Here is a 22,954-nt window from a genome sequence, read left to right as displayed (position 1 = left end):
AGCGGCTTTGTTTTTTGTAGAATTAGAATAAATCGCAAGTAGTTGAGGTGTCAGGTGCAAAAAAAAATAGTGATTCTTGGTGGCGGAACTGCGGGCTGGATTACCGCTGCGCGTTTGGCCGCAGAGTGTTTACTAATTAATAACGAGCCAGTTGCGATCACATTACTTGAGTCATCCGACGTGCCTACAATCGGTGTAGGCGAGGGAACCTGGCCGAGCATGCGTATGACGCTTGAAAAAATTGGAATAAATGAAAGAGATTTTCTCCATTTTTGTCAGGCCACTTTTAAACAGGGCTCTCGCTTTATTAATTGGCGAAACGGAAATAACGAATATTACGATCATCCATTTACTGTGCCACCGATGATGGGTAATGCAGCTATAGGCTCTGCTTATCATCATGCTCAATTATCAGAATCTTTTTCTCACTGGGCTGGTTTGCAATCCCATATCATTGATGGTCACTACGCGCCCAAGCAATCACATACCCCGGATTACGCGGGGGTTTTAAATTATGGCTATCACCTTGATGCGGGAAAGTTTGCAGAATTATTAAAACAGCATGCAGTAAATCGTTTGGGTGTAAAATATATCATCGGCCACTTTAATACTGCTGAAGTTAACGATAGTGGTCACATAACAGCGTTGCTTTTAGCGGATGACAGAAGGCTGGATGGCGATTTTTTTATCGATGCTAGCGGTACGCACAATCAATTGATTGGTGGAATTCTGCAAAGCGACTTTGTGTCGTTGAGCGATGTCTCGCCCAATGATTGTGCATTAGCGATTCAAGTGCCTTATCAAAATAGTGATGCCGCAATTTGTAGTGCAACCCTATCCACTGCACAAGAAGCGGGTTGGATTTGGGATATAGGTTTGCAGCATAGGCGTGGTGTTGGTTATGTCTATGCCAGTAAATTTACAACAGATGCGCGCGCGCAAGAAACATTAGCTGCTTATGTTGCGAAGCAAAATCCTAATGTTGATATGAGTGCTGCGCGGCAATTAAAAATAAATCCTGGTTTTCGTACACAACCTTGGGTGGGTAATTGTGTTGCTATTGGGATGGCTGCAGGTTTTATTGAGCCGCTTGAAGCCTCCGCTCTAGTGATGGTGGAATTGGCTGTTGGGTATTTGTGTGAAGTGTTGCCTGCTTCAGTTGCAGCATTAGGCGGTATAGCTCAGCGTTATAATCAGCTTTTTGTTGAACGTTGGAGTCGGATTCGCGATTTCTTACAGCTACATTATTTATTGAGTGATCGACGAGATTCTGCGTATTGGCGGTATGTTACAGGCGCTATTCCCGTAACTGATCGCTTGAAGTCTTTACTTGAAGAGTGGCGTTATCGCGATCCGCAACTCAATGACTTCGGGCATTTTATGGAGTTGTTTCCTCCTGCAAGCTATCAATATGTATTATTGGGGATGCAACCATCTTATTTGCAAGAGTGCATTGCGCGTAATTCTGATAAAAAATCAGAGCTGTTAAAAGAAATCGAAAAGTTGAAAGCTAAACGCGAACACTATTTGGCGAACCTACCCACCAATCGCGATTATTTTAATAAATTACAAGAACAATGATGAATAGAGGACTCTCCAATGGCTCGATATGAATTATTAAATAATGTTGCTCATCAGGACTTGTGTGTGATTACACAGCGTAGTGCAGAATTGGGCGATGCAGTCGGTGGCTGCGTAGTTTATCCAACCGAATTTAATGAATTGCAAAAATACTATCCAATATTATTTCAGCAGTCAGAAGATGGCTTCTGGCTGACGATTGCTCTGTTTGGGTTTGAGGCGAATGAAAATTTATTTTTAACAGGCAATCAATGGCGAGTGCCTTATATTCCAGCTGTAATCGAGCGGGAGCCATTTGTGATTGGAATGCAGCAACGCTCAAATGGCAATATTGAGCCAGTTGTGCATGTAGATCTGGATAGCCCGCGTATTGCGCAAAATGGTCAAGGGGAACGCCTCTTCTTAACCTATGGTGGAAACTCTCCCTATTTGGAGCGAATCACTGCAGTTTTGTCGACGGTGCATGAGGGCGTGGCTGAAGCGGAAAGAATGCTAGTTGAATTTGTTCGTTTGGATTTAATCGAAACGATTACATTGGAAATCGAATTCCCCAATGGTGTGCATTATAAAAATAGTCGTTATGCCACTATCAGCAAAGAAAAACTATTGAAGCTGCCAGATGCTGAGGTTGTTAGCTTGCATCGCTCCGGGTTGCTTCGTTATGCCTATATGATTATTGGTTCTATCACTAATATCCAGCAGTTGGTCGATATCAAAAATGAGCAACTGCGATAAGACTATATCGCTAACAAATAATAAATATTTCGAGAGTCTTATATGCAAACCATGAAAGATATTGTGATTGTGGGTGGAGGAACTGCTGGCTGGCTTGCCGCCGCTGCCATCGGAAAAGTTTATCAGGGGCGAGTCAAGGTCACTTTGCTTGAATCAGATGCGATAGGAACTGTCGGGGTGGGAGAGGCGACTATTCCCACTATGATGGCTTTTCACAAGCTGCTGGGAATATCCGAAGCCGAGATGATGCGTGCTACCAATGCAACTTTTAAATTGGGCATCAATTTTAAAAATTGGGGCGAGCTGGGCGAAGATTACATCCATGCTTTTGGACAGGTTGGGCGAATTTTTTGGGGCGGAGAATTTCAGCACTTTTGGTCGCGAGGAAAATCATTGGGTGTGGATGCACCTTTTGGTGCCTATTGCTTGGAGCATGAAGCGGCGCGCGCCGGAAAGTTTGCGGTGTCTGAAAACCCCATGCTGAATTATGCCTTTCATTTTGATGCAGGGCTTTACGCAAAATATCTGCGTAATTTCAGTGAACCCTTAGGGGTAGTTCGAAAAGAGGGCAAGGTTGAACGTGTTGAACAGAATGCTGATTCTGGATTTATCACGCGCTTGCACTTAGAGGACGGCTCCAGTTTAAGCGGTGATTTTTTTATCGATTGCACAGGTTTTCGTGGGCTGCTGATCGAAGAAACATTAAAGACGGGTTATGAAAATTGGCAGCATTGGTTGCCCTGTGACTCGGCTTTGGCAGTGCAATCAGAAAAAACTGGATCTGCGACTGCATACACCTCATCTACTGCACATGAATTTGGTTGGCAATGGCGAATTCCGTTGCAAAACCGCACGGGCAATGGCGTGGTCTATTCGAGTCAATTTGCCGATCGCGAATGGGCAGAAAAAACGCTGCTGAAAAATATTGATGGCAATTTGATAAATAATCCTCGCTTGATTCAATTTAAAACCGGGCGACGCAAGTTGGGGTGGAATAAAAACTGTATCGCGCTGGGTTTGGCTTCGGGCTTTTTGGAACCGTTGGAATCAACCAGTATTCATATGGTGACATCGGCGCTGATTCGTTTTTTACGCTTGTTTCCTCTGCATGGTATTCAGTCTGTTTTGGTTGATGAATACAATCGTCAATCGCGCGAAGAAGCAGAAAGTATCCGCGATTTTATTATTTTGCATTATCACGCCACGCGCCGTAATGACACCGATTTTTGGAATTACGTGCGGACCATGCCTGTGCCGGATACGCTTCGTCACAGAATCGATATGTTTGTTGAAAGCGGAATGATTTTCCTTGGTGGCGATGAACTGTTTCGCACCAATGGTTGGTCGCAGGTATTGATCGGGCAGGGCTTTGAGCCAAAGCAATATCAGCCAATGGTCGATAATATGAATGATGATGAGTTTCGTGCCTATCTGAAAGGTTTTCGCGATCACATCGCAAATAATCTATCGCGTTTGCCTAGTCACGAAGAATTCATTGCTCGTTATTGTGCGATGAATTAACGGCTTTTATTCGCAATAAATACCTTGGATTTTGTCTCTATTTAACAATCTTTTTGGGTTTTGTTCTCTTATTTTAAGATTAGGTTTGACAGCGCTGTCATTAGGGCTTACATTTACAACATCTGATCGATTTCCTAAGTTGGTTTTTGAAGCTTGCTTGATTCGGAATGATCTCTCACCGTCGATGTCTGGTTGATGCATCGACGTCTCCCTCTGCCTTCTGGATTTCCAGGAGGCTTTTTTTTGGCTGCTCGAAAGTGCTTTTTTACGGATGATTGATTGGCTGCTGTCTAGGTTATTTGGTGTGTAGCTGGCATAATCGGCACCCCGATTTTTCCGGGTTTGCCTTTAGGAGAGTTAGTTAAGGCGAGCCCCGTTTGGCGGGTATTGCCAATTTTGGCAAGCTCGCTGTTCTTGTCAGCTAGAGGATTACCATGAAGCCAGCCGTAAAACCCCAAAATCCTAATTTTTCATCAGGCCCTTGCAGCAAGCGCCCGGGTTACAGTTTGGATCAGTTAGATGTATCTACTCTGGGTCGTTCACATCGTTCCACCATTGGTAAGACTGCGTTGCAACGCGCATGTGAAGATACCGCTGAATTGCTCGGTTTGCCGGCAGGTTATCGCGTAGGTGTGGTTCCCGGCTCCGATACTGGCGCTGTTGAGATGGCTATGTGGTCACTCTTGGGCCAACGTGGTGTAGACATTCTGCAATGGGAATCCTTCGGTAAAGGCTGGTTGAGCGATGCAACCAAAGAATTGAAGTTGACCGTTAATGCTCACGAAGCGGATTACGGTTTGTTGCCTGACCTGTCTAAAGTGAATTTCGATAACGATGTTATCTTCACTTGGAACGGTACAACCTCTGGCGTAAAAGTACCTAACGGCGACTGGATTCCCGATGATCGCAAAGGCTTGACCATTTGTGATGCGACCTCGGCGGTTTTCGCGATGGATATGCCGTGGGAAAAATTAGACGTAATCACCTACAGCTGGCAAAAAGTGCTGGGCGGCGAAGGTGCTCACGGTATGTTGATCCTCAGCCCGCGCGCGGTTGAGCGTTTGGAAACCTATAAGCCGAGCTGGCCAATGCCAAAACTGTTCCGCATGACCAGCGGTGGGAAAGTGGTAGAAGGTATTTTCAAAGGCGATACCATCAATACTCCATCTATGCTGGCTGTTGCGGATTATTTGGATGCGCTGGATTGGGTGCGCTCAATCGGCGGCGTAAAAGAAACTATCGCTCGTTCAAATGCCAATCTGGAGGTGTTGAAAAAATTCGTTGCAGCTAACGATTGGATCGATTTCCTGGCGCAAACTCCAGAGACTCTGTCTAACACGTCTGTGTGCTTCACCTTGAAAGCAACGGCTGATCAGGTAAAAGCCATGATCAAGTTGCTCGATAAAGAAGGCGTGGCTTACGACATCGGCGCTTATCGCGATGCGCCAGCAGGTTTGCGCATTTGGTGTGGCGCAACCGTAAACGCAACTGATTTGGAAGCAGTGTTGCCTTGGCTGACATGGGCTTACAACGAAGCCACCGCTGCTTGATAACTACTTTTTGATCGAATCAGGCCGTGTTTTTACACGGCCTTTTTGTTCGTCGATGTGAGGAAAAATCATGTTCAAAATTAAAACTTACAACGCAATCTCTGTAAAAGGCCTTAACCGTTTTCCGCGTGAAAACTACGAAGTTGCGAGTGATATTGGCACACCCGATGCGTACATCCTGCGCAGCCATAAATTGCACGGTGAGCCACTGCCAGAATCCGTAAAAGCGGTTGCGCGTGCGGGCGCTGGTACCAATAATGTTCCGGTTGAGGAATACACTAAAAAAGGCGTAGTTGTTTTTAACTCGCCCGGTGCAAACGCCAACGCGGTAAAAGAATTGGTGCTTGCCGGTATGTTGCTCGGCTCGCGCGGCATTGTTTCCGGTATGCAGTATGTGAATGGTCTGACACATATGACCGATGCGGACGAAATGTCCAAATTGCTCGAAAAAGAAAAATCCAATTTTGCCGGTATGGAAGTTCAAGGTAAAACTTTGGGTATTGTTGGTTTGGGTGCAATTGGTTCTTTGATCGCTGATGCAGCCTTGGCATTGGGAATGAACGTCGTTGGATTTGATCCAGCGCTGTCTGTTGAAGCTGCATGGCGTTTGCCAAATCAGGTTGGCCGTATGGAGAATCTGCAATCGCTGCTGGCGCGTTCAGATTTCATCACTCTGCATGTGCCTGCAATTCCACAAACAAAGCATTTGATCAATGCCGACACCTTAAAAGGCTGCAAAAAAGGCGCTGTGTTGTTGAACTTCGCACGCGAAGCGATTGTTGATGCGCACGCGGTTATTGATAGTTTGAATGCCGGCCACTTGGGCAAATATATCTGTGATTTCCCCGAGCCAATTTTGCTCAATCGCCCTGATGTTTTGGCGATGCCGCATATCGGCGCCAGCACCGAAGAAGCTGAAGAAAACTGCGCGATTATGGCGGCAGATCAGCTGGTGGATTATCTGGAAAACGGCAACATCAAAAACTCCGTTAATTTTCCGGCAGTTTCAATGGATCGCACGCAAAGTATTGGCTCGCGCATTACCTTCTCTAACGAGAACGTATCTGGCGTCTTGGGGCATGTGTTGTCGGTATTAGCCGATCACAAAGTTAATGTAGTCGATATGGTCAACAAAAGCCGCGGTGATGTCGCCTACAATATTATTGATGTTGAACAGGCTCCATCGGCAGAAGTGGTTGCTGCACTGACTAAAGTTGAACATGTAATTGCAGTGCGCGTGATTTAATCCTTCGGTAAATCCCATCCAAAATTGGGGGCAGGGTAGATGTATAAATTGGTCTTCTTTGTCCCCGATTCCCATCTCGAACAAGTCAAAACCGCTGTTTTTTCTGCTGGCGCAGGTCGCATAGGCAACTATGATCAATGTTGTTGGCAAGTGTCAGGGCGGGGGCAGTTTCGTCCTCTGGTTGGTGCTAATCCATTTATTGGTCAGCAGAATCATCTGGAAGGCGTAGCTGAGTATCGCGTGGAGATGGTCTGCGCCGATGAACATATCTCTGCCGCTGTCTCTGCTTTGCGGGCGGCACATCCTTACGAAGAACCTGCATTCGACGTTTGGCGTCTGGCTGATCTGGAACAAAGTTAAAGGAAGAGTCAGTTTGAGTGATGCACTGCTTCATGCCCTGTCGCGCCATCTTATTCATGAAACCTTGGCCGTAGTGACTGAGCCGCAGGCGGCGGTGATGGTGTTGATTAGTCGCGGCGAGAATCCATCGCTGCTCTACACCAAACGTGCAGCGCATTTGCGACAGCATCCTGGTGAAGTCTGTTTTCCGGGCGGCATGTGGGAGGCGGAAGATGGCGATTTGTTTGTCACGGCGCAACGCGAAACCTACGAAGAAATAGGCTTGCCCGCGAGTGGAATCCAGCTGCTTGGGCGTTTGCCAAAATCCCATACGCGCGCGGGAACTCCTGTCACGCCGTTTGTGGCCAGTTTTGATACCAGTATTCCTTTGCGATTATCCCCTGATGAACTCGACAGCATCTTCTCGGTACCACTGGACGCCTTTTATAAAGGGATTCAGGTGCGCGAGGATCAATTCGAGCGCGATGGGCGTGTATTCAGTGTGCCGGCCTATCACTATCAGGGTTATGAAATTTGGGGCTTTACTGCCGCGGTGACTGCCCAGCTGTTGCGGTTGTTGACTCGTATCACATCCTGATGCTGCCTCATCCAAACTTTTAGTTCTTTAAATTATATTTCGTAAGATAAATTTGACATAAAAGTATCATCTGCCAAGATGCAAGCCCATAACTAAATAATCAACCCGAAGTCGGTATTGCGCTGACTCGCGCCCACGGCGGGCAAATGCTGGAGTACTTAAGGATGAACAATTACCGAACGCCTTTGCGCGATATAAATTTCACACTCTTTGAATTATTCAATTACCCGGCACATTGCAATGCGCTGGGTCATACTGCATTGAATCGCGACTTAATCAATGCTTTTTTGCATGAAGCCGCCGAATTTGCCGAGAAAACAGTGGCACCACTTGGCGCAATTGGCGATCAACAGGGGTGCCAATTGGTTGATGGTAAAGTCGTTACTCCCGCCGGTTTTAAAGCTGCCTATCAAGCCTATTGCGCAGCTGGTTGGCCGGGTTTGGTTCGTGCTGCTAACTATGGCGGGCAGGGCTTACCGCAATCCTTGGGGGTGATTCTGAATGAAGTTTTCGGTACACCCAATTGGGCTTGGGGCATGTATGCAGGTTTATCCCAAGGCGCCATGCATACCATTGAAACCCACGGTACTGAGCAGCAAAAACAGCAGTATCTTCCCGCCTTAATTGCCGGGCGATGGACCGGCACTATGTGCCTGACGGAAGCCCAGGCCGGTAGCGATTTGGGACTTTTGCGTACCCGTGTAGAGCCGCAGTCGGATGGCAGTTATCGCATCAGCGGCAGCAAAATGTTTATCTCCTCTGGCGATCATGATCTCGCCGAAAATATCATTCATATAGTGCTTGCGCGTTTGCCTGATGCACCAGTGGGAACCAAAGGTCTTTCGCTATTTGTCGTGCCTAAAATTCTTGTCGATGCACAGGGGCGGCTTGGCGATCCCAATAGGGTCAGTTGTCGATCGCTCGAATCCAAAATGGGCATTCACGGCAATGCTACCTGTGGGTTGCAGTTTGATAGCGCCCAAGGTTGGCTGCTAGGCGAGGAGAACAAAGGGCTTAGCCATATGTTCACCTTTATGAATCTCGCGCGGATTGGTTCGGGCTTGCAAGGATTGGCCCACGCTGAATTGGGTTATCAGCAAGCGCGCAACTATGCCCATGAGCGACTACAAATGCGCTCGCTGACTGGCATTAAAAACGCCGATGAGCCTGCCGACCCGATTATTGTGCACCCGGATATTCGTCGTATGCTGCTTACACAAAAATCCCTGCTCGAAGGGATTCGTATGCTGAGTTATTACACCTGTATGAAGATGGATGTGAGTCAGTTATCGCCTGATGCCGATGAGCGTCAGCAAGCAAGTGATTTACTCGATTTACTAACACCAATAGTCAAAGCCTTCAGTACCGAAGCAGGGTTTGAATCGGCCAATCTGGCGCTTCAATGCCTTGGCGGGCACGGTTATATCCGTGCTGCGGGCGTGGAGCAAAATCTGCGTGATTGTCGTATTGGTACTTTGTACGAAGGGACGACAGGTATTCAGGCGCTGGATTTGTTGGGGCGCAAAGTCTGTGGCTCCAACGGACAAATACTCGCACCTCTGATTGACGAGATGATGCAATTTTGCCGCAGTTGCGATGCGAATGAACAACTGGCGGCGCAGGCCGCACAATTGACTACACTGATTGAAGAGTGGCAGCAAATCAGCATCACAATTGTGCAGCAAGCACAGCAAAACCCGGACGAAATTGGTGCAGCTGCGGTAGATTATCTGATGTATTCGGGCTATCTTGTGCTGGCTTTTTTATGGCTCAAAGCGCAAAAAACGGCATTGCAGCAGTTGCAACAATCTGAATCGCCAGTGGCAGATCCGGGTTTTTATCGCGCTAAATTAGCCTCTGCTGAATTTTACTTTGCGCGTATTTTGCCGCGCACGCGCAGTTTGATTGCAGCGATAAACTCAGGTGCAAATAATTTGATGAGTTTATCCAGCGCCGAATTTTAATGTTGAAACAATAACAATGTGGAGAATGTTGCATGTCGCTGAATTACAACAGAACCCTGACTGAGGTTTTTGCTGAGTCCTGTAAAACATATGCCGACAAAAATGCGTTCACCTGTATGGATCGCACTTTGACTTTTGCTGACCTCGACCGTCTTTCCGGTCGTTTTGCTGCTTATTTGCAGCAGCACACAAATTTAAAACCGGGCGACCGAATTGCTGTGCAATTGCCCAATGTTTTGCAGTATCCCGTCGTGGTATTCGGCGCGCTGCGTGCAGGCATGGTGGTGGTTAATACCAACCCTTTGTACACCGCGCATGAAGTCAAACATCAGCTCAATGACTCTGGCGCAAAAGCCTTAGTGGTATTGGCAAATATCGCAAAAAATTCTGCATCGATAATCCGCGAAACCAAAATAGAACAGGTGATAGTGACTGAGCTTGCCGATCTACATTCACCTCTTAAGCGTGTGTTATTAAATTTTGCAGTGAAGCATCTTAAAAAGATGGTTCCTCCGTTTGAATTTCCGAATCAAATTGCGTTTAACAACGCGCTCAACATGGCGAGTAAATCCTGGCAGCCAGTTGTGCAAACGCCAGATGATGTTGCTGTGTTGCAATACACTGGCGGCACAACCGGTGTCGCTAAAGGCGCAATGCTCACGCATCGCAATTTGGTTGCGAATATGGCGCAGCTTAATGAGCGCATGAAAAATGTATTTCGCCCCGCACAAGAGTTGTATGCTGCGCCTCTGCCGCTGTATCACATTTATTCTTTTACGATTCACTGCACCTCGGCGTTGGCGTTGGGCAACCACAGTATTCTGATTCCTAACCCGCGCGACATTCCCGGTTTTATCAAAACCTTACAAGGTCATTCGATCACTTTTTTCGTCGGCCTGAACACGCTGTTTAATGCACTCATGCGCAACCCGGAATTTGCCAAAGTCGATTTAAGCCAACTGCGCTTGACCTGTTCCGGCGGCATGGCGCTCACCGCTGAAACCACCAAACACTGGCTTGAAGTAACCAAAGCGCCTATTAGTGAAGGTTACGGTTTAACCGAGACCTCACCAGTGGTATCAAACAATCCACTTGAAAATGTGCAATACGGCACCGTTGGTTTGCCTCTGCCTGAAACCAATTGCAAAGTTATTGATGAACACGGCAACAGCCTGCCCAGTGGCGAACCCGGCGAACTGTGTGTGCAAGGCCCGCAGGTGATGAAAGGTTACTGGCAGCGTCCGGATGCGACCGCAGAAGTAATGGATGCCGAAGGCTGGTTTAAGACGGGTGATATCGCCATCATCCAAGGTGATGGTTACATCAAAATTGTTGATCGCAAAAAAGACATGATCAACGTCAGTGGCTTTAAAGTGTTCCCGAATGAAGTGGAAGACGCACTCAGCGCGCATCCTGATATCGTTGAAGTTGCTGTTGTTGGTGTGCCCGACGGCGAAGGTAGCGAAACGGTAAAAGCCTTTATCGTCACCGCCAATCAAAATCTTACTGTTGAAGATGTGCGCAAATTTGCCAAAGAATCATTGACCGCCTACAAGGTTCCGCACCTGATCGAGTTCCGCAAAGAGTTGCCTAAAACTAACGTAGGTAAAATTTTGCGCCGCGAACTGCGTGATCAGGAAGTGGCAAAACAAAAGTAGCTTAGCGAAAAAATAGCGAGGCGAAATAAAACCTAGAGCATTAAAACAGCAGTAGAGTTAATTGTGATTTATGCAGTCAGATAAACCTTTGTTAATTATCCAAACCGGTAAAACTTTTTCCGACATCAGTAAAACCCAAGGCGATTTCGCTGACTGGATCGCCGCTGGTTTGGGCAACCCTCCCAATCAATTACATATCAATGCATGGGAAGTCGATGCTTTCCCCTCGCCATCAACCATCGCCGGAGCAGTGTTAAGCGGCTCCCACGCAATGGTGACGGACTGCGAATACTGGAGCGAACGTTTGGCGGTTTGGTTGAGAACTTGCGTAGAAGAGGGCGTTCCGGTGTTAGGAATTTGCTACGGACACCAATTACTTGCTCATGCGATGAGTGGTGAAGTTGGCTATCGCGTGCAAGGAATTGAAATAGGTACGCACACAGTTAGCGTTACTGAAAACGCAGCGGAGGATGTGCTATTTAAAAACCTGCCCGCGCAATTTCCCGCACAATTAGTTCACTCCCAATCCGTTCTCTCGCTCCCACCCAGCGCGACTTTATTAGCAAGCAGCGCCGACGAACCGCATCAAGCATTTCGCATCGGCAATTGCGCGTGGGGCGTGCAATTCCATCCTGAATTTAGCGCAACTGCGATGCGCGGTTACATCCAGCAAAAATCCGATTATCTAATCGAGCAGCAACAAAACCCCGAAACGCTTATCGCCGCTGTGCAGGAAACGCCACAGGCGTCGGCGTTGTTGCAACACTTTGCCAAGCACGTCGCTGGCTTCTGGAAATCGTAATCTGCTGAAGCTCTTATTGAAGGGGGGAAGTGGAGTGTAAGTAACAGAGTTGCTCTGTATATAATGTTTTAACCGTAGTTCAATGCGAATAATAGTTTCTAATTGAGAGCCGCAAGCGTGGAACAAACAGAGTTAAAAAAACTAGCATGCTTTTTTCATCAGGATTTTGGTTTTCTTTTTGATAGTGTTGAAGAGGGAATGAATACTTATTGGCATTCTCTCTCTATCGAAAGTAAAAAGGTGCTGTCAGTTGAAATTTCCAATTTTTTAAATGAGCACAACGGGAAAAATCACCAAAGTAAAAAGAACGCATGGTTTCGATTAGGTGCTCAGTGGTGGGATAAGGAGCAAATTGTTCCTGTTTTAGAGCGATTGGCAAATTTAAATTTATAGTTGTAGATATCATTCACCCCAATCTATTCCGAAACAACCAGGCTGCTAGTGGCAGCGTGATAGCTGCCATCACCAGCATGGGCACAAAATCAAATGCGATTTGATGGAAGCCTGCACCTTCTAAATAAATCCTGCGCACCATGTCCATGCCGAAACGCAGCGGGTTTGCGTAGGTGGCAATTTGTAAAATTTCCGGCATGTTGCGCACGGGGGTGAGGAGGCCGGAGAGAAGCATCATCGGCATGATGATTAAGAAGGTGTAGAGCATCGCTTGCTGCATGCTGGATGAGAGTGCGGAAATCGAAAGGCCAATGCCTACTGCGGCGATGGTAAAAGAAATTAACCCCAGAAAAAGCAGCCAATAAGAACCGCTCATGGGGATTTGAAACCAAAAGCGAATCACTAACAAAATAATGGTGGATTGCAGCAAGCCAACCAATATGGATGGCAATGCTTTGCCGATCAGAATTTGCATGGGTGTGAGCGGCGTTACTAATAATTGGTCGAAAGTACCTTGCTCGCGTTCACGTGCAACTGACAGGGCGGCGAGTAATAGGGTTTGCATCATGCTTAGCGCGGCAATTAATGCGGGCATCATATTCCAGCGCGATTCCAAATTCGGGTTGTACCAAGCGCGGCGTTCAATGCTGACGGCGGCAAGGCCGTTTCGGGTTTGATTGTAGGCGGTGACAATTGCGCTGATTTGCCCTGCGGCGGCGCCTGCGGTGGTGGAGTTGCGACCATCCAGAATTAATTGCAGCGGCGCGCTTTCCCCTTTGTTCAGGCGCGCTTCAAAATCGGCGGGAATGGTTAGCGCCAGCAACACATTGTGTTTTTCAATCGCATCTGAAATTTGGGTGGGCGATGTGAGTGTTAACTCGCGTTTGAATACCGATGTGCTATCAATTTTTGCCAACAATTCTACCGATGCAGCACTGCGGCTTTGGTCGAGTACGGCGTAAGGTGCGTGAGTTAAATCGTAGGTGGCGCCGTAGCCAAACAGCAGCGCTTGTATTAATGCCGGTGCGATAAGAACCATTCTGCTCGACGGCTCTTTAAAAATCGTCAGCAATTCCTTGCGAAATAAAAACAGAATTCGCGATAGATAATCGATAAAAGGCGCTGGCATTTTTTTGTCCAATGTTTAGTCCAATTTTTTGCGCAGGGTGCGATGCGTCGCAAAGGTGAGTATCACCACGTACAGCATCAGGATTGAGCAATCGCGCAGCAGCATCGACCAGTTATCGCCCGCGAGAAATAGCGTTTTGATGAGCTGCATAAAATGTGTGGCCGGTAAAAGTTGGCTGATTACCTGAATAACAGCGGGTACATTACGCAGATCAAATACGAAACCAGAGAGCATCATCGCAGGCATAAAACTGGTGAGTAGCGCCACTTGGCTGGCTTGAAATTGGTTGCGGGTTTTGCCGGAAATAAACAGACCGAGCAATAGCGATACCGCGAGGTACAGCATGGAGGAGAGCATGATCGCCCAGAGCGAGCCGCGCATGGGCACATCAAATAAAAATTTGGCGGCAAGCAAACACAGAATTAAATCGATAGCGCCAATCACCAGATAGGGCGCAAGTTTTGCCAGCACAATTTCCAGTGGTCGCACCGGTGTAACGAACAGCGACTCCAGCGTGCCGCGCTCCCATTCGCGCGCAATCAGCAGTGAGGTTAAAAACGCGCCTATCAAGGTCATCACTAATGCAATTAACCCTGGCACTAAATACCAGGTGCTGGTAGATGCTTCGTTAAACCACATGCGCTGAACAATTTCGACGCTGCCGCTGCTTGCTGCTTTGCCTGAACGATCAATCTGATGCTGCGACCAACTGGCGATGGCGCCGCCCACATAGCCCTCAACTGAGGATGCGGTGGTGGAATCTGCACCGTTCACCAGCAATTGGATTTGCGCATCACCCGCTGCCATGCGCCGTGAAAAATCCATAGGCACACGCACTATGGTGATCACCTTGGCGGCGCGGATTAACTGCTCCGCCTCTTGCATGCTATCTACCCACACGGGCGCTAAATAGGGTGAGCCATTGATACCTGCGACCAGGGCATGAGCGCCGGGGGATTTATCTTCCATCACCACCGCGACTGGCGCGTTAGTGACATCAAATGACAAGCCGTAGCCGAACAAGAGGATAAGCACCGCAGGCAGCAACAGCCCGACCGCCATATTGCTGCGGTCGCGCAGCATTTGGCGGGTTTCCTTGCGCACCAGTGCGATCAGGCGGCTGGCAAAGTTGTGAGCAGAAACGGCGCTGTTACTCATGTCTGTGCCTCCTGTTTGGTGTCATCAGGCTGAGAATGCGCCGCGCGCCCTTGCTCAACAATCCCGATAAACGCGTTGTTCATGGTATTGCCATCGCCACCAGCCAGTTCGCGCACTTGCGCAGGCGTGCCGAGCGCGAGCATCTTGCCGGCATCCTGAATCGCAATTCGGTCGCAGTACTCGGCCTCTTCCATAAAGTGGGTGGTGATAATAATGGTGACACCGCTTTGCGCGAGCGAAGTAATGGTGCGCCAAAACGCGCGGCGGGCGAGTGGATCTATACCGCTGGTTGGCTCATCGAGAAACAGGATTTCTGGCTCGTGCAACAGGCCCGCTGCCATCGCCAAACGCTGCTTGAAACCGCCGGGCAATTCTCCGCTGCGTGCATTGGGTTGCAGCTCAAATTGTTTGAGGATGGTATCAATCCGCTTGCGCAATTTCGCGCCGCGCAAACCATAGGCGCCGCCAAAAAACTCCAGATTCTCGCGAATGCTGAGATTGCTGTAGAGCGCAAATTTTTGTGCGACATAACCGATGCGTGCGCGGGCTTGGGCGCGAGCGGTGCGCAGGTTCATTCCTGCAACTTCCAAGTGGCCGCTGGTGGCGGGAAGTAATCCACACAGCATGCGGAAAGTAGTGGTTTTGCCTGCGCCATTGGGGCCGAGCAGGCCAAAAATCTCGCCGCGTTTGACTTCAAAACTGGTACTGGCGACAGCGGTGAAATCGCCAAACTTGCGCACCAAATCGTGCACGGCGATAACAGGTTTATCGCTGCTTTCATTGGTCGGCGTGGCGCTGACAACATCCGGCGCGGCGCTAGTGGAATCGTCTTGATGATGCTCGCGCAGCAACATCATAAAAGCATCTTCCAATTCTTCTTCGCGCGGTTCGCAATTGGCGTGATTAGTCAGGGCGGCAATTGCATCGACACTGGCATCTGGCTGACGAATAAATCGTACGGCGCCGCCTTGGGGAACCGCATCGATAATCAGCTCCTGCGCATCGATCAGCCGCGCTTGCAATTCGCGCGCGGGTGTATTTGCCGGAGGCTGCACTGTGTAAGTCAGGCCGCGCGCGCGTTCGCGCAGGGATTGCGGCGTACCTTCGGCCAACACCTTGCCCTGATGCATCACAAACACCTGTGCGCAGCGCTCGGCTTCATCCATATAAGCAGTGCTGACAATCACACTGAGGTTTTCGTCATCGACCAGCTGCTGGATGATTTTCCACAGATCGCGGCGCGAGAGAGGGTCAACACCGACGCTGGGTTCATCGAGTAACAGCAGATCCGGCGAGCGAACGAGCGTACAGGCGAGGCCGAGTTTTTGTTTCATCCCGCCCGACAACTTGCCCGCCGGGCGATCAGTAAAACGCGCGAGATCGGTCATCGCCAATAGCCGCGCATAGCGCTCACGGCGAACTTCTTGCGCCACGCCGTGCAGGTCAGCGTAGAGATCGAGGTTCTCCTGCACCGTGAGATCCTCATAAAGACCGAAGCGCTGCGGCATATAGCTGATGCGATCCTGCACTGTTTGTGGGTCGCGCGCGACATCCGTACCCAACACCTGCAAACTGCCGGAGTCCGGCGCAAGCAAACCGGCGACCATACGCAACAAGGTGGTTTTGCCTGCGCCATCGGGGCCGACCAACGCGGTTAACTCACCAGCGCGCGCTTGCAAGTTGATGTTATCAACTGCGTTAAATGGCTCGCCCATCGGGCCGATAAACCGCTTACTCAGCCCCTGTGCAATAACTGTCGCGGCCATTGGCGCTGTCATTTAGTGGATGCCGAATCAAAGGTCACTGTGGCGGGTTGCCCCAAGCGCAATTGGTTATTCGCGTCTTCAACCAACACGCGCACTTCATAAACGAGTGCGGTGCGCAACTCTTCGGTTTGCACGGATTTAGGGGTGAATTCAGCGACGGAAGAAATGTAGCCAACCTTGCCGGTGATGGTGTCATTTGGGTGGCTGTCGGTAGTCACACGCGCCGCCATACCGGGTTTGACCTTGCCCAAATCCACCTCGCTGACGTACACGCGAATCCATTTGGGATCAGTCAGTGCCAGCGCGAACACCGGGCGTTGCGAGCTTGCCATATCGCCCGGTTCCAGTAGGCGCGAGCGAATTACGCCATTGGCGGGCGCATAGAGTTGGCCCAACCCGATTTGATGTTGCAGCAGCGCGAGCTGTGCTTGCGAGGCTTTTAACTGGGCTTCGGCGGCAGCGACATCTTCAGCGCGCGCGCCTTTTTCGGCCAGTTGCAAGGCGTCTTGCAGTTCATCGCGCTGGGCCTTGGCAATTTGCGCCGCACTTCTTAACCGATCCAGCTCTTGCTTGCTGATCGCTTGTGCCGCCAAACCTGCGGCGCGCACCAAATCCTGATTGGCACGTTTGGCATCTGCCTCAGCGGCAGCCAAACGGTTGCGCGCTTGCTCGATTTCTTCTGGCCGCGAGCCGTTGCGTAATCGCAGCAGGTTTTGCTCTTGCACTTGTATCTGCGCACTGGCTTGTTCGGCTTGCAGTGCCAGCGTGCGGGTGTCTAACACGGCGAGCAAATCACCTGCGGCAACCTTGTCGCCCTCTTCGGCATGGAGTTCCGTCACCCGGCCGCTGGCGTCAAAGGCGAGGGATACCTGGCGGATATCCACATTGCCGTAGACTACAATGGCGGAGGAATCACTGGCGGAGCGTGTCTTCCAAAACATCCACCCAGCGATAAGCAGAACGACAAGAATGACAGCAATAACAAGCGGTTTTTTCATGGGATAGCTTCCGTGACAATAAAGTTGGTGTTAATGCTCGCTCATATTCCACGGCAGTGTTCCCGGCGCGATATGGCGGAAGTGGAAGTACTTTTCCAGCTGATCCAGCGCGTCTTGAATAATGTCTTCGTGGCGGAAACCGTAAAGGTCGTAGCCCAATCCGCCGCGCTTTAGAAACACTTCTGCTCGCTGGTAATCGCTTCCCGTGTTCTGGCTGCGGCTGCCTGCAAGGCGGGTACAGCTGATGGCGCGAATCTCATACATGAAATCCATCTCATCACTGTACTTCACGGTCAGGCAGATGCGACTGGGTTGATCGCCGGTTTCAATTTTGGCGCTCCAGTGCTCTTTATCCAAACGCCCCGCCAGTTGTTGCAGCGCGGGGGTCGCCACCTCCTGAATAAACTGGCGCACTTGCTGTCCATCGGGGAAGGCCATTACGCCTTCCAGACGCTGCTCCCAAGGCACACGTTTTGATGGTTGCGGAATGCGCCAACGCAGCGATTGCTCGCGCAGGTTTTCAATCCGCAAGGCGCGGAACATGCCCACCGCCGCAATGATCATGATGATGGCAAACGGCAGCGCCATCACCAATGTGAGACTTTGCAGGGCTTTTAATCCGCCCGCCATCAGCAGCACTGCACCTATCACACCTTGCAAGGTTGCCCATGCGGCGCGTTGCAGGCGCGGAGTTGGGCGCCCGCCCGAGGCCAGTGAATCCACCACCAGCGAGCCGGAGTCCGACGAGGTAATAAAGAAGAGCGTAATCAAAATAACTGACAGAGTTGATGCCAGTGTGCTCCAGGGCAGTAACTCCAGCAGGCCAAAAAGTGCGATGGCGGTATTGCCTTGCACAGTGCTGATCAGCTGGGTATATCCTTCATGCATGATCATATACAGGGCGGTATCGCCAAAAACGGCAAACCAGAAAAAGGTCACTAAAGTAGGCGCAAGTAAGACGCCAAGAGTGAATTCGCGAATGGTGCGGCCGCGACTGATGCGGGCGATAAACAGCCCGACAAAGGGCGCCCAGGCGATGGTCCAGCCGAAGATAAATAGCGTCCAGTTGCCGATCCAATCGCTGGATTGATACGCCTGCAAATTAAAAGTCCGCTCCACAATGCTGTTGAGATAGCTGCCGGTATTTTGCAGAAAGGTTTCCAGAATAAACAGCGTCGGCCCGGCGGCAAATACAAACAGCAGCAGAGCGCTGGCCAGTGCGACATTGAACATCGACAGAAAGCGAATCCCTTTATCGAGCCCGGACACCACTGAAAGCAGCGCCAGAAATGACACCACAATAATCACCACAATTTGTACGGTCGTGTTGACGGGAATGTCCGGCCACAGGTGATGGATACCGGTGTTAATTTGCTGGGCAGATAAACCAAGCGTGGTGGCCACCCCGAACAAGGTGCCAAGAATGGCGACCACATCGACCGTATGGCCGATCGGACCATGAATGCGTTCACCGATCAGTGGGTAAAGTGCCGAGCGCATGGTCAGCGGCAGTCCGTGGCGATAGGCAAAATACGCCAGTACCAAACCAGCCAGCGCGTAAATCCCCCAAATATGGAAGCCCCAGTGGAAGTAGGCGATCTGCATAGCTTCTTTTGCTGCCGCGACGGTTTGTGGCTGAGCAGAAGGCGGACTGGCGTAGTGCAGAACAGGTTCGGCAACGCCGAAAAACATCAGCGCTACACCGTACCCAGCGACAAATAACATGGCAAACCAGGAACAGAACCCGTATTGCGGCTCGGCGTGATCCGGCCCTAAGCGAATGCTGCCATAGGGGCTAAGACATAGTCCGACCACAAATACCAAAAAGGCGGCTACCGCCAACATATAGAACCAGCCAAAATCCCGCGTCATTACGGTGAGCCAGTGAGAGAAGAGCGCTTGCGCTTGGGGAGGGTTAGCTAAGGTGCCCAGTACTAACAAGACCGCCACAATCATAGCGGGGATAAAAACCGGGGCAAGAATTACGGGTTTCCAACTGTTTTGTGGGGTTGGGTTTGTCATTCTCCTTCCTTTTTCGTTATTGCAAGAATTTAGAGTCTAACAACGCAAGCGCTATCTACCAAGGAAAGGGCTATCCCGATTTTGAGCAGATTATTGCTATGGCGGGAAATTTGTCGCGACTAAGTAGTAACTTTTTATTCGGATAAGTTGCTTTACAGGAGTCACGCATTGGAGTAATTTGATATCTAAATGATATCAAATTGATTTTTGTCTAACTGAGAATAAAGGAGCAAGTCATGGTTCATGAAGTGGAAGCACGTAGCGGTTCAGGGTATTTCCTGTTGGTGGTTTTGTTGGTGTTGCAGGTGGCTACCATCGCTGCGTCTATTTTTATGCCGGGAATGATCAAGATTCTTACGATTCTGGCGGCAATTGTGGTGTTTATCTGTTGGTTTGGTTTTTATATGGTGCAGCCAAATCAGGGTAAGGTGCTCCAATTGTTTGGCCAGTATGCGGGTACGGATCGCAATAACGGTTTGCGCTGGGCCAATCCACTCTACAGCAAGAAGTCGGTCAGTTTGCGTGTGCGCAATTTTGAATCCGGCCGCTTGAAAGTAAACGATGCCAACGGCAATCCAATCGAAATCGCAGCAGTAATTGTGTGGAAAGTCGTGGATACCGCCGAAGCGGTATTTGAAGTAGATGACTATGAAAATTACGTCACCATCCAGAGTGAAGCTGCGCTACGCAATCTGGCGACCTCTTATCCCTACGAGCATGATGCGGACGATGAACGTTTATCGTTGCGCAGCGATTCCAACACCATCGCACAAAAGCTAAAAAGCGAAGTACAGGATCGCCTGCAAAAAGCAGGTGTAGATGTGCTGGAAGCGCGGTTAAGCCATTTGGCTTATGCGCCTGAAATTGCGCAAGCGATGTTGCAGCGCCAGCAAGCAAGTGCTGTATTAGCCGCGCGTAAAATTATCGTACAAGGTGCTGTGGGTATGGTGGCTGATGCGCTTGAACAATTAAAAGAGCAGGACGTAGTGGAACTGGATGGTGAGCGTAAAGCCGCGATGGTAAGTAATTTGTTGATCGTACTTTGCGGTGATCAGCAGGCTAAACCGGTCATTAATGCCGGTACTCTCTATTCATAAAATGGCTACTAATCGGTGACTATTAACAGGTACTACTGGTGAGTAAAAAATCTTTTCCATTGCGAATTAATGAGCAAGTTATCGCCGCGATGCAGCGTTGGGCGGACGATGACTTGCGTAGCTTGAATGCACAAATCGAATTTGTGTTGCGCGATGCGTTAGTAAAAAGTGGGCGCGTCAAATTAACTCAAAAAGTCGTCACTGATCTTGAACAGCTTGATGGTGATGATAATGAAGATGGAGATACATAATGCGTTGGGAATACAAAACCATTTCATTCAAAAAGCGTAGTTTCTTTTCCGGCGCTATAGATGCAGAAGCGCTTAATCAACAGCTGGATGGTTTAGGGCGAGAAGGATGGGAGTTGGTCAGTGTTTGCCCCGGCACTTTTTGGGGAACGCCATCAGGGGTAATTGCGATACTCAAACGGCAACGATAGTCGTGTTATAAAAAGAAGAAGCTAGATGCATGCTTGCATATAAATTAAGTTTTTAGATCAAAAAAGCATTTGTAATAATTTTTGCTATCTTTGCAGTAGCGATCAATCTGAGTGTAAATTTTGGCAAAATTGCGGTGTGTCGCTCAAATTATAGCTTTATAAGTGAACTTGAGATTGGGTATGTTATGATCAATTAAAAGCAGCGCGCATGACCTGAAATGTTTTGGTGTCGCTGCAGGGATTTCACTAACTTCTGTAAGTGCCTAATAGTGTAAGGAGCGGCGTAAATGATACAGCTACAGCGTAATTATAATACCTATTACAACAACTCCCTCAGCGATGGGGAACTAAGTCAGCCCTATACTCGCAGTTATGAAGAGTATGTTGCTCTGGCAAGAATTCCACATCTCGATGGTGTTCCTGCTCGCGTGATGAGTGCGTTACATTTGCGTGTTGGTCGCACCGAGCTGACCATTGAGCAGATTGCATCAGATCTTAATCTCACAAAGCGAACCTTGCAGCGTCGTCTGCAAAGTTATAATACTAACTTTGCCCAGTTGCGCGATGATCTGCGTTTTCATTACGCTATTAAATATTTAATTGATGATAATCTCAGTGTGGATCTTGTTTCGCGTTCATTGGACTTCTCTGATAGAACAAGTTTCACCAATGCATTCAAGCGCTGGACTGGATTGTCTCCCAGTACCTTTCGTAAATTGTTTAGAGATTTTGCTTAATAAAGTATGAGGGGCGGGGCAAATCTCCCGCCCCTCATTGAATGAAAAATGTTAATGAAGCATGCCTGACGAAGGTTTTGGTTTAGGTGCTTCAGCTGTGCTTTCATCTGTTATAACTGCGCAATAGTAATCTACTCGCCCTGAAACATGTGTAGCGGGGTGGGTATAGTTAATCGCATTTTCGATCCCCGGCTCATAATAACCATCTGCTGTCTTGAATAAAGGTACGAACTGGCGCGATTCTATTGCGCGACAAAGCGCGCTTGGAGCTCCTTCTTCCTGCAGGATTTGCAGGTGTTCTGCTAGATCTTCCTCTGTATAAATCACGCATGAATAATTTGTGTTTCCGCGTGTGTGCAATGCAAATCGGGAGGGGTTGGTTAGGTAATAGTATTCAGTAACACCCAGTGACTTACAGGTTTCTTGAAAATAGCTTGCCAATTGTGGGTCAGCAAAAAATGGTGTTCCGCTATCAATAGCTGCTGCCTTCAAGCTACTTGAAAGTTCGTTAAAGTAAGCGTGTTGTAAGCGATTAATTGCCGCTTCCAAATCCTGAAGCATGTTCAAATCGTTTTTCTTCAAGTAATAATGAATGACGTTGTCATTGAATGCATTTATTGCATCTGCTGGGGTTGCATATCCAGTCAAAAGAATTTTTTTAATGGCAGGATTTTTAATTTTTTCACAAAACTCAATTCCATTCATGTCGGGCATCGAGTAGTCAACAATCAATACCGATACTTCTTTAACGCGCATCTCATCAAAGCGTTTGACGTTTTTGTGCGTGAGCACCTGCTTTACCCAAGCGTCCGAATCACCCTGAAGCTTCGGCTTTTCATCCTGAGCAATTAAATCTGCTTCACGCTGGTATTCATTGATATATTCCAGCGCTGAAGCTGTGTTATTGAAAGTCTTTATATTGAATTGTTTGGAAAATGTCGTAGCAAGCGCATCCAGAAATTCTGGGTTGTCATCGACAAATACGATCTGAGTTGGATAAAAACAAAGAGGAATTTTTGATTTCACGCTACAAATCCAGTTTTATTTAACGGTAATTTTAGCTGGAGACTCCCCGAATCTGGCGCCGCGTTACTAAAAATGATGCAGAGATTATACGAGGTGGCATGATCAAAATGAAGAATCGTAAGCGCCATTCTGGCGACAAACGCACGTTATTGCCTGAGCAATTATCCTATAAGTTCAGCAAGGGGCTATGTTGTG

Annotated in this window: 22 protein-coding genes; 15 read left to right on the top strand and 7 right to left on the bottom strand. The window is 48.8% G+C overall.

Annotated features, from left to right (window positions below; all coding sequences use genetic code 11):
• Window positions 1-54 precede the first annotated feature (54 nt).
• From SPL68_RS17480 to SPL68_RS17470, 3 genes are read left to right on the top strand one after another with little or no spacing between them, the layout of a single operon-like run.
• On the top strand, window positions 55-1,581 hold the full coding sequence (locus tag SPL68_RS17480) for a tryptophan halogenase family protein (RefSeq protein ID WP_323816460.1): 1,527 nt from the start codon (window positions 55-57) through the stop codon (window positions 1,579-1,581).
• 18 nt (window positions 1,582-1,599) lie between these two features.
• Window positions 1,600-2,316, top strand: a complete 717-nt coding sequence (locus SPL68_RS17475; RefSeq protein ID WP_323816459.1) for a SapC family protein — start codon at window positions 1,600-1,602, stop codon at window positions 2,314-2,316.
• A gap of 42 nt (window positions 2,317-2,358) precedes the next feature.
• Window positions 2,359-3,837 (top strand): tryptophan halogenase family protein, encoded by a 1,479-nt coding sequence (locus SPL68_RS17470; RefSeq protein WP_323816458.1) that lies wholly within the window; start codon window positions 2,359-2,361, stop codon window positions 3,835-3,837.
• Between the two features lie 6 nt (window positions 3,838-3,843).
• On the opposite strand, the gene SPL68_RS17465 is transcribed toward SPL68_RS17470, so the two are convergent.
• Window positions 3,844-4,038, bottom strand: coding sequence for a hypothetical protein (locus SPL68_RS17465; protein ID WP_323816457.1), 195 nt, complete (start codon window positions 4,036-4,038; stop codon window positions 3,844-3,846).
• 233 nt (window positions 4,039-4,271) lie between these two features.
• On the opposite strand from SPL68_RS17465, the gene SPL68_RS17460 reads away from it, so the two are divergent.
• The 8 genes from SPL68_RS17460 to SPL68_RS17425 all read left to right on the top strand — a co-directional run bounded on the left by SPL68_RS17460 (window position 4,272) and on the right by SPL68_RS17425 (window position 12,387).
• Entirely contained in the window at window positions 4,272-5,387 is a 1,116-nt protein-coding gene (locus SPL68_RS17460; protein ID WP_323816456.1) for a phosphoserine transaminase, read from the top strand.
• Window positions 5,388-5,457: 70 nt separating this feature from the next.
• Window positions 5,458-6,633 carry a phosphoglycerate dehydrogenase gene (locus SPL68_RS17455; RefSeq protein WP_323816455.1) on the top strand — a complete coding sequence of 392 codons (1,176 nt, stop codon included), beginning with the start codon at window positions 5,458-5,460 and terminating at the stop codon, window positions 6,631-6,633.
• 39 nt (window positions 6,634-6,672) lie between these two features.
• The gene (locus SPL68_RS17450) at window positions 6,673-6,993 is read left to right on the top strand and encodes a YqfO family protein (RefSeq protein WP_323816454.1); all 321 of its coding nucleotides are present in this window, start codon (window positions 6,673-6,675) and stop codon (window positions 6,991-6,993) included.
• A gap of 13 nt (window positions 6,994-7,006) precedes the next feature.
• Window positions 7,007-7,570 (top strand): NUDIX hydrolase, encoded by a 564-nt coding sequence (locus SPL68_RS17445; RefSeq protein WP_323816453.1) that lies wholly within the window; start codon window positions 7,007-7,009, stop codon window positions 7,568-7,570.
• A gap of 164 nt (window positions 7,571-7,734) precedes the next feature.
• Window positions 7,735-9,534: an acyl-CoA dehydrogenase C-terminal domain-containing protein gene (locus SPL68_RS17440; RefSeq protein ID WP_323816452.1), complete on the top strand. Its 1,800-nt coding sequence runs from the start codon at window positions 7,735-7,737 to the stop codon at window positions 9,532-9,534.
• Window positions 9,535-9,566: 32 nt separating this feature from the next.
• Entirely contained in the window at window positions 9,567-11,192 is a 1,626-nt protein-coding gene (locus SPL68_RS17435) for an AMP-binding protein (RefSeq protein WP_323816451.1), read from the top strand.
• A 70-nt stretch (window positions 11,193-11,262) separates the two neighbouring features.
• Window positions 11,263-11,994 (top strand): glutamine amidotransferase, encoded by a 732-nt coding sequence (locus SPL68_RS17430; RefSeq protein ID WP_323816450.1) that lies wholly within the window; start codon window positions 11,263-11,265, stop codon window positions 11,992-11,994.
• Between the two features lie 117 nt (window positions 11,995-12,111).
• Window positions 12,112-12,387: a contact-dependent growth inhibition system immunity protein gene (locus tag SPL68_RS17425; RefSeq protein ID WP_323816449.1), complete on the top strand. Its 276-nt coding sequence runs from the start codon at window positions 12,112-12,114 to the stop codon at window positions 12,385-12,387.
• Window positions 12,388-12,400: 13 nt separating this feature from the next.
• Here SPL68_RS17425 and SPL68_RS17420 read toward each other — a convergent pair whose 3' ends face one another.
• The 5 genes from SPL68_RS17420 to SPL68_RS17400 are packed head-to-tail and all read right to left on the bottom strand — an operon-like array spanning window position 12,401 to window position 19,460.
• Window positions 12,401-13,516: an ABC transporter permease gene (locus SPL68_RS17420; RefSeq protein ID WP_323816448.1), complete on the bottom strand. Its 1,116-nt coding sequence runs from the start codon at window positions 13,514-13,516 to the stop codon at window positions 12,401-12,403.
• A 15-nt stretch (window positions 13,517-13,531) separates the two neighbouring features.
• Complete coding sequence (locus SPL68_RS17415) at window positions 13,532-14,674, bottom strand: ABC transporter permease (RefSeq protein ID WP_323816447.1); 1,143 nt, start codon at window positions 14,672-14,674, stop codon at window positions 13,532-13,534.
• On the bottom strand, window positions 14,671-16,440 hold the full coding sequence (locus tag SPL68_RS17410; RefSeq protein WP_323816446.1) for an ATP-binding cassette domain-containing protein: 1,770 nt from the start codon (window positions 16,438-16,440) through the stop codon (window positions 14,671-14,673). The genes SPL68_RS17415 and SPL68_RS17410 overlap by 4 nt, the downstream gene beginning before the upstream one ends.
• Window positions 16,441-16,448: 8 nt before the next feature.
• Window positions 16,449-17,438, bottom strand: a complete 990-nt coding sequence (locus SPL68_RS17405) for an HlyD family secretion protein (RefSeq protein WP_323816445.1) — start codon at window positions 17,436-17,438, stop codon at window positions 16,449-16,451.
• Window positions 17,439-17,468: 30 nt separating this feature from the next.
• A complete protein-coding gene (locus SPL68_RS17400; protein WP_323816444.1) occupies window positions 17,469-19,460 on the bottom strand; it encodes a BCCT family transporter in 1,992 nt (663 codons plus the stop codon).
• A 236-nt stretch (window positions 19,461-19,696) separates the two neighbouring features.
• Here SPL68_RS17400 and SPL68_RS17395 point away from each other — a divergent pair, with 236 nt between their 5' ends.
• The 4 genes from SPL68_RS17395 (at window position 19,697) to SPL68_RS17380 (ending at window position 21,733) form a co-directional block, all read left to right on the top strand.
• Complete coding sequence (locus tag SPL68_RS17395; RefSeq protein ID WP_323816443.1) at window positions 19,697-20,557, top strand: SPFH domain-containing protein; 861 nt, start codon at window positions 19,697-19,699, stop codon at window positions 20,555-20,557.
• Between the two features lie 38 nt (window positions 20,558-20,595).
• The gene (locus SPL68_RS17390; RefSeq protein WP_323816442.1) at window positions 20,596-20,808 is read left to right on the top strand and encodes a type II toxin-antitoxin system antitoxin; all 213 of its coding nucleotides are present in this window, start codon (window positions 20,596-20,598) and stop codon (window positions 20,806-20,808) included.
• A complete protein-coding gene (locus SPL68_RS17385; protein ID WP_323816441.1) occupies window positions 20,808-20,996 on the top strand; it encodes a DUF4177 domain-containing protein in 189 nt (62 codons plus the stop codon). The genes SPL68_RS17390 and SPL68_RS17385 overlap by 1 nt, the downstream gene beginning before the upstream one ends.
• A gap of 287 nt (window positions 20,997-21,283) precedes the next feature.
• A complete protein-coding gene (locus tag SPL68_RS17380) occupies window positions 21,284-21,733 on the top strand; it encodes a helix-turn-helix domain-containing protein (RefSeq protein ID WP_323816440.1) in 450 nt (149 codons plus the stop codon).
• Window positions 21,734-21,784: 51 nt separating this feature from the next.
• Here SPL68_RS17380 and SPL68_RS17375 read toward each other — a convergent pair whose 3' ends face one another.
• Window positions 21,785-22,759, bottom strand: a complete 975-nt coding sequence (locus SPL68_RS17375) for a response regulator (protein ID WP_323816439.1) — start codon at window positions 22,757-22,759, stop codon at window positions 21,785-21,787.
• Window positions 22,760-22,954: the final 195 nt, after the last annotated feature.

The organism is Cellvibrio chitinivorans (assembly GCF_035117775.1).
GTDB lineage: Bacteria > Pseudomonadota > Gammaproteobacteria > Pseudomonadales > Cellvibrionaceae > Cellvibrio > Cellvibrio chitinivorans.
The sequence above is the reverse complement of the archived record's forward strand: the minus strand, read 5'-3'. Positions and strand labels throughout refer to the sequence as shown.